This window comes from Paracoccus laeviglucosivorans (assembly GCF_900182695.1).
GTDB classification, from domain to species: domain Bacteria; phylum Pseudomonadota; class Alphaproteobacteria; order Rhodobacterales; family Rhodobacteraceae; genus Paracoccus; species Paracoccus laeviglucosivorans.
Genome location: NZ_FXTK01000001.1, coordinates 196,956 through 208,371 on the forward strand (window position 1 = coordinate 196,956; position 11,416 = coordinate 208,371).

Consider the following 11,416-nt stretch of genomic DNA (forward strand, 5'->3'; position numbering starts at 1 on the left):
GATCACGCATCCGTGAAGCGGTTCTGCCACAGTGCAATCGCTGCCATCGCCCGCGCCGCAGCGATTTCATTTCTGGGACAACCCACTGCATGGCATAAGGAAATCACGCTGCGGCCGTTTCCGCAGGCGTGGTTAATGAGCATGTTGTGGAGTTGTCGTCATGCAGAAGCAATTGGCCGCTGAGGCCCTTGGAACCTTCTGGCTTGTCTTTGGCGGATGCGGCAGCGCGGTTCTGGCCGCTGCCTTCCCGGATCTGGGTATCGGCTTTGTCGGCGTCTCGATCGCGTTTGGTCTGACTGTGCTGACCATGGCTTATGCGGTGGGCGGGATTTCGGGCGGGCATTTCAACCCCGCCGTCTCGATCGGGCTGGCCGTGGCGGGCCGCTTTCCGGGTGCGCGCGTCGTGCCCTATATCCTTGCGCAGCTTGCCGGTGCCATCGTGGCCGCGGGCGCGCTTTACCTGATCGCCTCGGGCAAGGCGGACTTCCAGTTGGGGGGCTTTGCGTCGAACGGCTATGGCGCGCAATCGCCCGGCGGCTATTCGATGATGTCGGCCTTTCTGATCGAGGTGATCCTGACCGCCTTTTTCCTGATCGTGATTCTGGGCGCCACGCATGGCCGCGCGCCCAAGGGCTTTGCGCCCATCGCCATCGGGCTGGCTCTTGTACTGATCCACCTGATTTCGATCCCGGTGACCAATACCTCGGTCAACCCGGCGCGTTCGACAAGTCAGGCGCTGTTTGCAGGCGGCGCGGCGATCCAGCAGCTTTGGCTGTTCTGGGCGGCCCCGATCCTTGGCGCGATCATCGGCGCGATGGTCTGGAACGCGGTGGGCGAACATGATGACGCGGCGATCATCGGTGATCTTCCGACGCCGCAGCCGCCGCTTAGCCCCAATCACTGAAATGAAAGGCCCGGCCGTCATGGCCGGGCCTTTGCTTATTCCACCGTCACCGACTTCGCCAGATTGCGGGGCTGGTCCACGTCAGTCCCCTTGGCGACTGCCGTGTGATAGGCCAGATATTGCATCGGCACCGCATAAAGGATCGGCTGGAACGACCCGCCCCCCTGCGGCATCGCAAGGCTGGCGTGAACGCCGTCGCCGCCCGCCTCAATCCCTTCGACATCCGAAATCAGCAAGACCTGACCGTGACGGGCCATGACCTCTTGCATATTGGAGACGGTCTTTTCGAACAGCGCATCGCGCGGGGCCACGACCACGACCGGCACATTTCGGTCGATCAGCGCGATGGGGCCGTGCTTCAACTCGCCCGAGGCGTAGCCTTCGGCATGGATATAGCTCAGTTCTTTCAGCTTCAGCGCGCCTTCCAGCGCGACCGGATAGAACGAGCCGCGCCCCAGATACAGCACGTCCTGCGCCTCGGACAGCCAGCCCGCCAGCTTCCGGCAGCCGTCGCTGACCGCCAGCGCCTGATTCAGCAGGCCCGGAATCGCGCGCAGATCGGCCAGATGCGCGGCAAGGCCGGCATCGTCCAGCCGCCCGCGATCATGCGCGGCCTTCAGGGCCAGCACGGCCAGCACGGCCAATTGACAGGTGAACGCCTTGGAGGAGGCCACCCCCACCTCGATCCCCGCCAGCGTCGGAAGCGCAATATCGGCATCCCGCGCAATGGCCGAGGTGCCCACGTTCACCACGCCCACGGTTTTCGCCACCTTGTCGCGGGCGTAATGCAGGGCTGCCAGCGTATCGGCGGTTTCGCCCGACTGGCTGACGAACATCGCCCAGCTTTTGGGCGATAGCGGCGGCTCGCGGTAACGGAATTCCGACGCCACATCCAGATCGCAGGGGATGCCCGCCAAGGTCTCGAACCAGTAACGCGCGACATAGCCCGCGTAAAAGGCGGTGCCGCAGCCCACCAGCGTCAGGCGGTCCACGTCGCGAAAGTCGATGGCGTCGGGCAGAACGATCCGGTCGCCCTTGATGTAATGGTTCAGCGCATCGCCCAGCACGACGGGCTGTTCGGCGATTTCCTTGGCCATGAAGTGCCGGAAACCGCCCTTGTCGATCCGCGTCGCGCCCACGTCGATCTGCTGGATCTCGCGATTGGCAGGCAGACCTTCGGCGTCGAAAATCTCGGCGCCTGCGCGGGTGATGACGGCATGATCGCCATCCTCAAGATAGGTGATGCGGTCCGTGAACGGTGCCAGCGCCACCGCGTCCGAGCCGATGAACATCTCGCCATCGCCGGTGCCCACGGCCAGGGGGCTGCCCTTGCGGGCGGCGATCATCAGATTGCCCTCGCCCTCGAACAGGAACGCCAGCGCAAACGCGCCATGCAGCCGCGCCAGCGTCTCGCGGGCGGCCTGAACCGGACCAAGGCCCTGCGACATGTGCCAAGCGGTCAGCAGTGCTACGGTTTCGGTGTCGGTCTCGGATTCCGGCGTCATGCCAAGGGCAATCACCTCATCGCGCAATTCGCGGAAGTTTTCGATAATCCCGTTATGCACGACGGCGACGGGGCCGCGTTTATGGGGGTGGGCGTTCGCCTCGGTCGCGGCGCCGTGCGTGGCCCAGCGCGTATGGCCGATGCCCGCGTGCCCCGCCAACGGTTCATGCACCAGACGGTCGGACAGGTTGACCAGCTTGCCCACGGCACGGCGGCGCGACAGCTTGCCGTCCGCATCCACCGTCGCCACGCCCGCGCTGTCGTAGCCGCGATATTCCAGCCGCTTCAGCGCCTCGACCAGTTGCGGCGAGACTTCGTGATTGCCCAGAATGCCAATGATGCCGCACATGGTTATTTCCCTTTCTTCTGGCGCAGTGCCTGCATGAGGCGCGTGGCCAGACCCGGCTTCGTGACCTGACGCGAACGGCCGATGGCCAAGGCGTCATCGGGCACGTCTTCGGTGACCACGGAACCCGATCCGGTCATGGCACGCGCGCCCACCCGGACCGGCGCGACCAGCATCGTGTCCGAACCGATGAACGCATCCGCGCCGATTTCGGTCTTGTGCTTGAACACGCCGTCATAATTGCAGGTGATCGTGCCCGCGCCGATATTCGTGCGCTCGCCCACATGGGCATCGCCCAGATAGGTCAGGTGACCGACCTTCACGCCTTCGTCCAAAACCGAGTTCTTGATTTCAACGAAGTTGCCGACATGCACATCGCCGCCCAGTTCCGCGCCGGGGCGCAGGCGGGCAAAGGGGCCGACGGTTGCGCCCGCGCTGACATGGCAGCCCTCAAGATGGCAGAAGGGCAGGATCTCGGCGCCGCTCTCGATGGTGACGCCGGGACCAAAGACCACGTTCTGCCCGATGATCGCATCGCGGCCGATCACCGTGTCCAGTGCGAACCACACGGTCGCGGGATCGGTCAGCGTCACGCCATCCTCCAGCGCCAATTCGCGGGCGCGAGACTGGAACGCGGCTTCGGCGGCCGCCAGTTCGGCGCGGGTGTTGATGCCCAGCGTTTCAGATTCGTCGCAGGTGACGACCTCGACCCGGCGACCCGCGGCACGGGCCAGCGCCGGAATGTCGGTCAGGTAATATTCACCCGAGGCGTTTTCATTGCCGACATGCGGCAGCAATTCGCGCAGCAAGGCCGCATCCGCCGCCAGCACGCCGGAATTGACCAGCCTGATCGCGCAGGTCGCGGCATCGGCGTCCTTGAACTCGACGATCCGCTCCAGCCCCTCGGGGCCGACGACCAAGCGGCCATAGCGGCCCGGATCGGCGGCTTCAAAGCCCAGCACGACCACATCGGCGGGATGGCTGGAGAGCGCCAGCAGCGTGTCTTCGCCGATAAAGGGGGTGTCGCCATAAAGCACGATCACCCGGCCGTCGAAACCTTCCAGCAGCGGCATGGCCTGCAGAACCGCGTGGCCGGTGCCCAGCTGTTCGGTCTGCAGCGCGATGGCGGCATCGGGTTCCAGCTTGGCTACGGCCTTTTCGACCGCTTGCGCACCGTGCCCAGCAACGACGACGATGCGTTCAGGTTCCAGCGCGCGCCCGGCGGCCAGCGCATGACCGACCAGCGGCACGCCGCCAAGACGGTGCAGCACCTTGGGCAGGTCGGATTGCATCCGGCTGCCCTGCCCGGCTGCCAGAACGATGAGGGCGGCGGGATTATCCGACATGACTGCCTCTTGCCTGTTTCTTATCTGTCGTTCGCGTTCTACCTAGGGGCCGTGACCGGGGAAAGGCCCCGGCGGATCAAACATCTTGACGGAAGGTTACAGCATGGCAGGCACGGTTGTGTTCGATCTGGACGGGACGCTGGCGGATACCTCGGGCGACCTGATCGCTGCGGCAAACGCCTGTTTCACCGGGCGCGGCCTTGATCCGCTGCTGGACCCCGTGGCCGATGCGCTGATCGCATTTCACGGCGGGCGGGCCATGCTGCGTGCGGGCTATGCGCGGATGGCCGCCGATACGCTTCTGCCACCGGGTGCCGAGGACGAGGATTACGCCCGCTTGCTGGTCCATTACGGCGAGGCGATTGCCGTTCACACCAAGCTGTATCCGGGGACCGAAGCGGCGCTGGACGCCCTGGCAGATGCGGGCCATATTCTGGCGGTCTGCACCAACAAGCCCGAGGCGCTGGCCGAAACCCTGCTGCGCGAATTGGGCATCCGCGACCGCTTTGCCGCGATGATCGGCGCAGACACCCTGCCCGTCCGCAAACCCGATCCCCGCCCCTATCAGGCAGCGGTGGAACGCGCGGGCGGCATTGTCACGCGCAGTTTTCTGGTGGGCGACACCGAAACCGACCGCAAGACGGCGACAGCGGCGGGCGTTCCAGTTGCGCTGGTTGCTTTCGGTCCCGAAGGCGAGGCGCTGACGCGCCTTGCCCCCGAAGCGATGCTGGCCCATTTCGACGACCTGCCCGCGCTTGCCGCCGACTGGCTGGCCTGATTACTCGGCCTCGCTCGCCGGCTTGGCGTTCAGATGGCCATAGTTCTGGGCGCCGATCTGGTCATGCAGCTGCAACTGGGTTTCCAGAAAGTCGATATGACCTTCTTCGTCCTGGATCAGATCCTCGAACAGCAGCTTGCTGACGTAATCGCCGACGCTTTCGCAATGGTCGCGCGCCTCGATATACAGCGTGCGGGCATCGTGTTCGCCGGCCAGATCGGCCTCAAGCGTTTCTTTCAGGTTCTGGCCAATGCGCAGCGGGTCCAGCTTTTGCAGGTTCGGATGGCCCTCAAGAAAGATGATGCGCTGGATCAGCCGGTCGGCGTGGTGCATCTCTTCGATCGACTCAGCGCGGGACTTGTCGGCAATGCGACCATAGCCCCAGTCTTCCTGCAGCCGGTAATGCAGCCAATACTGGCTGACGGCCGTAAGTTCAGACCGTAGCGCTGCGTTGAGATATTCTATGACCTTTGCGTCGCCCTTCATGGCTCACCTCGATGCGGTTGGCTTTCAGACCCCGAAGGATGGGGGGCACTGCCAGATTATCGCATCGGCGCATCGTGTCCAGAAACAAGGGCATACATCCGCCACAATCGGCGCGCTTGCCAAGGGCGTGATAGATTTTGCCGGGGGTGATGATGGTGTCGGGATCGGCTGCACGCATCCAATCGACAGCCGCGCGGATGTCGTGGTCGGAAATCTGTGTGCAGTGGCAGACGATCATTGAATCACCCATGGCTCGCCCTAGTGCCTTAGCATTTTCGTTGGACAAGTAAAGCCTGACGTTTTCACTTTGTGATTACTGGGCGGCTTGACGCTGCACGGTGGCGGCGCGACAACCCGGCCATGAAGCTTGATGATTTCGATTTCGACCTGCCCGAAGGGCTGATCGCCACCCGTCCCGCGCGCCCGCGCACATCGGCCCGCCTTCTGGTGGCCAAGGGGGACGACCTGCGCGATCTGCACGTGCGCGACCTGCCCGACCTGCTGGGTCCTGGCGATCTGCTGGTGCTGAACGACACCAAGGTGATCCCCGCGCGCCTGACCGGGCACCGCACGCGCCACACCCCGCAGGGCGATGCGACGGCCAAGGTCGAAATCACACTGCTGGAGCCGCAGGCCGATGGCACGTGGCGGGCGCTGGCAAAGCCCCTGCGCAAGCTCAAGCCGGGCGAAGTGATCCGCTTTGGCGACACGCTTTCCGCCGAAGTCGCGGCGATGTCGGACACCGATCTGTCGCTGCGCTTTGACGCGGTGGGCGAGGCGTTCGATGCCGCGCTGGCACAGGTCGGTGCAATGCCCCTGCCCCCTTATATCGCCGCCCTGCGCCCCCCGGATGAGGCCGACCGGCAGGATTACCAGACCGTCTGGGCCGAAAAGACCGGCGCTGTCGCTGCCCCCACGGCCAGCCTGCATTTCGACGACGCCCTGCTGCAGGCGCTGCGCGACCGCGGCGTGCGGTTTACCCATGTCACGCTGCATGTCGGCGCGGGCACCTTCCTCCCCGTCAAGGTCGAGGACGTGACCACCCACAAGATGCACGGCGAATGGGGCGAGGTCACGCCCGAGGCCGCCGAGGCCATCAACGCCACCCGCGCCAATGGTGGCCGCATCATCCCCGTGGGCACCACCGCCCTGCGCCTGATTGAATCGGCTGCGGCCGAAGACGGGACCATCGCCCCTTATCAGGGCGTTACCGAAATCTTCATCTATCCCGGCTATCGCTTCCGTGTGACCGATGCACTGATGACCAATTTCCACCTGCCGAAATCGACGCTGCTGATGCTGGTCAGCGCATTGATGGGGCAGGACCGGATCGGCACCCTCTATCGCCACGCCGTGAATTCGGGCTATCGCTTTTTCAGCTATGGCGATGCCTCGCTGCTGATACCCTAAGGGGGAGAGATCATGCTGACCGTGCTGCGCACCACCTGGCCGCTGCTTCTGGGTATCTTGCTGCTGATGGTCGGCAACGGGATGCAGGGAACGCTTCTGGGCATCCGCGGCAAGATCGAGGGGATTTCCACGACGCATATGTCCGTGGTCATGTCCTCGTATTTCGGGGGATTCCTGCTGGGATCGCGGATCGTGCCGAACATGATCCAGAAGGTCGGCCATGTCCGCGTCTTTGCCGCGCTGGGGTCGATCATCTCGTCCGTGCTGATCCTTTATGCGGTGGCCCCGCACTGGATCTTGTGGGCGGTGATGCGGCTGCTGATCGGCTTTTGCTTCTCGGGGGTGTATATCACGGCCGAAAGCTGGCTGAACGCCAGTGCCCGCAACGAAACGCGCGGGCAGGCGCTGTCAGCCTATATGATCGTGCAGATGCTGGGTATCATCGGCGCACAGCTGTTGATGAACACGGCGGACCCGGCAGGCTATCTGCTGTTCGTGATCCCTTCGGTTCTGGTCAGCGTGTCGTTCCTGCCGATCCTGCTGTCGCGCCAGCCTGCACCGCAATTCTCGACCATCAAACCGATGAGCTTTGCCAAGCTCTACCGCGTCTCGCCCCTGGGTTGCGTCGGGATATTTCTGATGGGCGGGGTGTTTTCGGCGCTGTTCGGCATGGCTTCGGTCTGGGGATCGACCAAGGGGCTGACGGTGACCGAAATCTCGGCCTTCGTGGCGGCGATCTATGCCGGGGGGCTGGTGCTGCAATATCCGATTGGCTGGCTGTCGGATCACAGCGACCGGCGCTTTATCGTGATGGGCCTGTCCGCGCTGGGGTTTCTGACCGCGTTGTTCACGTTCTTCGCGCAACCCGGAATCTGGGGGCTGCTGGCAACGGCGGCAATCGTCGGCGGTGTGGCCAATCCCGTCTATTCCTTGCTGCTGGCCTATACGAACGATTTTCTGGAACAATCCGACATGGCTGCGGCCTCGGCGGGGCTTTTGTTCATCAACGGCGTCGGCGCGATCACCGGGCCGCTGATCACGGGCTGGCTGATGTCGGTCATGGGACCGGACGGCTTCTGGGCCTATCTGGCAGCGCTGCTGATCATGCTGGCCATCTATACCGGCTGGCGTCGGACGCGGCGCCCGACACCCGTGCAGGATCAGAACTTCGCCGTCATCGCGCCCTCGGCCACGCCCATCGCGGTCGAAGCCGCGCTGGAAAATGCCGGTTCGGACGACATCACCGCCAAGCCTGCGCCCTGACCCGAAGCGCCTTGCAGCCCCGCGCCGGCTCTGCCAGCATCCCCGCAACACAAAGGGAACAGGAGGCGTCTGATGCCGCAAAGCAAGACACCCGAGGAAATCAACCGTTTCTGGCTGGACGAGGTTGGAGAAAAAGGCTGGTATGAACGCTCGGACGCGCTGGACCAGAAAATCCGCGACCGTTTCATGCCCAGTTGGCAACAGGCCGAGCGGCTGGTCGGCGAATGGCAGACAACGCCCGAAGGCGCGCTTGCGTCGCTGATCCTGACTGATCAGTTCCCGCGCAATATGTTCCGCGAAGATGCCCGCGCCTTTGCGACCGACGACCTGGCCCGCGCGATTGCGAATGACGCGATAGCCGCAGGCTTCGATCTGCGCATCGACCCGCCTGCCCGGCAGTTCTTTTACCTGCCATTCGAGCATAGCGAGAATATCGACGACCAGAACCGCGCGGTCGAGCTGTTCGCCGAATTCATGCCCGGCGAAAACCTGCGCCATGCCGAACTGCATCGCGACACCATCGCCCTGTTCGGGCGCTTTCCGTGGCGCAACGCCGCCCTTGGCCGCACCCCGACCGAGGCGGAAAACCGCGTGATGCAGGCTGGCGGCTATGGTGCGCTGGTCTCGGGCAAGCTGTTGCTTGCTGACCTCGGGTAATTGGTTTAACGCTGAACTATCTTTTGCGAGAGGGAGAATTCCATGGCGCAGTCCTTCGACATGGTGGTGATCGGCTCTGGGCCGGGGGGGTATGTCTGCGCCATTCGCGGTGCCCAGCTTGGTCTGAAAGTCGCGGTGATCGAACGCGAACATCTGGGCGGCATCTGCCTGAACTGGGGCTGTATCCCGACCAAGGCGCTGCTGCGTTCGGCCGAGGTGTTCCACCTGATGCACCGCGCCAAGGAATTCGGCCTGAAGGCCGACGGCATCGGCTATGATCTGGGCGAAGTCGTCAAACGCTCACGCGGGGTTGCCAAGCAACTGGCGGGCGGCGTGGGCCATCTGCTGAAAAAGAACAAGGTCACCGTCATCATGGGCGAAGCGACCCTGACCGCCCCCGGCAAGGTCAGCGTCAAGACCGACAAGGGCACCGAGGAAGTCGTGGGCAAGTCCATCGTGCTGGCCACCGGCGCGCGCGCCCGCAACCTGCCCGGCCTTGAGGCGGATGGCGATCTGGTCTGGAACTACAAGCACGCGCTGCAACCGCCGCGGATGCCCAAACGCCTGCTGGTCATCGGCTCGGGCGCGATCGGCATCGAATTCGCCAGCTTCTTCAACACGCTGGGCGCCGATACCACCGTGGTCGAGGTGATGGACCGCGTGCTGCCGGTCGAAGATGCGGAAATCTCGGCCCATGCGAAGAAGCAATTCGTCAAGCAGGGCATGAAGATCATCGAAAAGGCCACGGTCAAGAAACTGGATCGCGGTCAGGGCAAGGTCACCGCCCATATCGAAAAGGACGGCAAGACCGAGACGCAGGAATTCGACACCGTGATCTCGGCCGTGGGGATCGTCGGCAATGTCGAAAATCTGGGTCTTGAAAAGCTGGGCGCCAAGATCGACCGCACCCATGTCGTGACCGACGAATATTGCCGCACCGGCGTCGAAGGGCTGTTTGCCATCGGCGACGTGGCGGGCGCGCCCTGGCTGGCGCATAAGGCCAGCCATGAAGGCGTCATGGTGGCGGAACTGATCGCGGGCGGTCACCCCCACCCGATCAAGCCGAACTCGATCCCCGGCTGCACCTATTGCAACCCGCAGGTCGCATCCGTCGGCCTGACCGAGGAAAAGGCCAAGGCCGCCGGCTACGACATCAAGGTCGGCCGCTTCCCCTTCATCGGCAACGGCAAGGCCATCGCGCTTGGCGAAGCCGAAGGGCTGATCAAGACGGTCTTCGATGCCAAGACGGGCGAGTTGCTGGGCGCCCATATGATCGGCGCGGAAGTCACCGAACTGATCCAGGGCTATGTCGTCGGCCGCACGCTGGAAACGACCGAGGCCGAGCTGATGGAAACCGTCTTCCCGCACCCGACGCTTTCGGAAATGCTGCACGAAGCCACGCTTTCGGCCTATGGCCGCGCCATCCACTTCTGATGCGAAAGGGGGCCGGAATGGCCCCCTTTTTTCGGTCCCGGCCCGTTATCCCGCCGCAGGCAGCCGCGCCTCGACCATGCCGGCAAACCAGCTTGATCCTGCCGGAATGGCATTGTCGTCGAAATTGTAATTCGCGGAATGCAGCCTGCCTGAATCGCCGTTGCCGATGAAGATATAGGCCCCCGGACGGCTTTCCAGCATATAACTGAAATCCTCGCCCGCCATCAAAGGCTGCATGTCCAGATCGACATCGCCCGCGATCCGACGCGCGACATCCGCCGCATAGCCCGTCTCGTCGGGATGGTTCATCGTGACGGGATAGCCGCGATCGTATTCGACGGTGGCCTGCGCGCCGAACGCCGCAGCGATGCCGTCAACCACGCGCTTTACCCCGTCCTCAAGCTGGTCGCGAACGCCGGGATCAAGGCTGCGCGCCGTGCCTTTCAGCAGCACCGTCTGGGGGATGACATTATGCGCCGTGCTGTCCGTTTCGACCACGCAGACCGAGACGACACCGCTTTTCAGCGGGTCCACGTTGCGCGACACGATAGATTGCAACGCCACGATGATCTGCGCCGCAACCAGCGTGGTGTCGATCCCCTCGTGCGGCTTGGCGGCGTGACCACCCTTGCCCGTCACCACGATGTCGAACTGATCGGTCGCGGCCATCATCGCACCGGGCTTGATGGCAAACTGGCCGGTCGGCATTCCGGGCATGTTGTGGATGCCGTAATATTCGTCGATCTGCCAGCGGTCAGTCAGCCCATCCTCGATCATCGCCAGACCGCCGCCGCCGCCCTCCTCGGCGGGCTGGAAGATGACGATGGCCGTGCCGTCGAAATTCCGCGTCTCGGACAGATATTTCGCCGCGCCCAGCAGCATTGCCGTATGCCCGTCATGGCCGCAGGCATGCATCACCCCCGGCGTCACCGAGGCATAGTCCAGACCCGTCGCCTCGCGGATCGGCAGCGCGTCCATATCGGCGCGCAGCCCGATCACGCGGCCCGATTTGTCGCTGCGACCGCGGATCACGCCCACGACGCCGGTGCGGCCTATCCCCTCGACCACCTCGTCCAGCCCAAAGCTGCGCAGCAATTCGGCCACTTTTCCCGCCGTGCGATGCACTTCGTAAAGCAGTTCGGGATGCTGGTGAAAGTCATGTCGCCAGGCGGTGATTTCTGGCAACATTTCGGCGAAGCGGTTCTTGACGGGCATGTGACATCTCCTTCGCGCGGAAGATTGGCTGTTTTGCCATGCCGCCGCAAGGCCGCGCGGCGCGCAAGATCGC

General features: G+C 63.9%; 11 protein-coding genes. 6 read left to right on the top strand and 5 right to left on the bottom strand.

What is annotated here, in order from left to right:
• Positions 1-160 precede the first annotated feature (160 nt).
• Positions 161-904: an aquaporin Z gene (aqpZ, locus tag FN835_RS01030; RefSeq protein WP_142661322.1), complete on the top strand. Its 744-nt coding sequence runs from the start codon at positions 161-163 to the stop codon at positions 902-904.
• A 35-nt stretch (positions 905-939) separates the two neighbouring features.
• Here aqpZ and glmS read toward each other — a convergent pair whose 3' ends face one another.
• The gene (gene glmS / locus FN835_RS01035) at positions 940-2,757 is read right to left on the bottom strand and encodes a glutamine--fructose-6-phosphate transaminase (isomerizing) (protein ID WP_142661323.1); all 1,818 of its coding nucleotides are present in this window, start codon (positions 2,755-2,757) and stop codon (positions 940-942) included.
• 2 nt (positions 2,758-2,759) lie between these two features.
• The gene (gene glmU / locus FN835_RS01040) at positions 2,760-4,100 is read right to left on the bottom strand and encodes a bifunctional UDP-N-acetylglucosamine diphosphorylase/glucosamine-1-phosphate N-acetyltransferase GlmU (protein WP_142661324.1); all 1,341 of its coding nucleotides are present in this window, start codon (positions 4,098-4,100) and stop codon (positions 2,760-2,762) included.
• 103 nt (positions 4,101-4,203) lie between these two features.
• Here glmU and FN835_RS01045 point away from each other — a divergent pair, with 103 nt between their 5' ends.
• Positions 4,204-4,878, top strand: a complete 675-nt coding sequence (locus tag FN835_RS01045) for an HAD-IA family hydrolase (RefSeq protein WP_142661325.1) — start codon at positions 4,204-4,206, stop codon at positions 4,876-4,878.
• On the opposite strand, the gene bfr is transcribed toward FN835_RS01045, so the two are convergent.
• On the bottom strand, positions 4,879-5,364 hold the full coding sequence (gene bfr, locus FN835_RS01050) for a bacterioferritin (RefSeq protein ID WP_142661326.1): 486 nt from the start codon (positions 5,362-5,364) through the stop codon (positions 4,879-4,881). It abuts the gene before it with no gap.
• Positions 5,312-5,602 carry a (2Fe-2S)-binding protein gene (locus FN835_RS01055; RefSeq protein ID WP_142661539.1) on the bottom strand — a complete coding sequence of 97 codons (291 nt, stop codon included), beginning with the start codon at positions 5,600-5,602 and terminating at the stop codon, positions 5,312-5,314. Before FN835_RS01055 ends, bfr begins: the two co-directional genes overlap by 53 nt.
• A 122-nt stretch (positions 5,603-5,724) precedes the next feature.
• Here FN835_RS01055 and queA point away from each other — a divergent pair, with 122 nt between their 5' ends.
• The 4 genes from queA to lpdA all read left to right on the top strand — a co-directional run bounded on the left by queA (position 5,725) and on the right by lpdA (position 10,128).
• A complete protein-coding gene (gene queA, locus FN835_RS01060; protein WP_142661327.1) occupies positions 5,725-6,774 on the top strand; it encodes a tRNA preQ1(34) S-adenosylmethionine ribosyltransferase-isomerase QueA in 1,050 nt (349 codons plus the stop codon).
• A 12-nt stretch (positions 6,775-6,786) separates the two neighbouring features.
• Positions 6,787-8,037, top strand: a complete 1,251-nt coding sequence (locus tag FN835_RS01065; protein WP_142661328.1) for an MFS transporter — start codon at positions 6,787-6,789, stop codon at positions 8,035-8,037.
• Positions 8,038-8,109: 72 nt separating this feature from the next.
• Positions 8,110-8,694 carry a DUF924 family protein gene (locus tag FN835_RS01070; RefSeq protein WP_142661329.1) on the top strand — a complete coding sequence of 195 codons (585 nt, stop codon included), beginning with the start codon at positions 8,110-8,112 and terminating at the stop codon, positions 8,692-8,694.
• Between the two features lie 42 nt (positions 8,695-8,736).
• Complete coding sequence (gene lpdA, locus FN835_RS01075) at positions 8,737-10,128, top strand: dihydrolipoyl dehydrogenase (protein WP_142661330.1); 1,392 nt, start codon at positions 8,737-8,739, stop codon at positions 10,126-10,128.
• Positions 10,129-10,173: 45 nt separating this feature from the next.
• Here lpdA and FN835_RS01080 read toward each other — a convergent pair whose 3' ends face one another.
• Complete coding sequence (locus FN835_RS01080) at positions 10,174-11,343, bottom strand: M20 aminoacylase family protein (protein WP_142661331.1); 1,170 nt, start codon at positions 11,341-11,343, stop codon at positions 10,174-10,176.
• Positions 11,344-11,416: the final 73 nt, after the last annotated feature.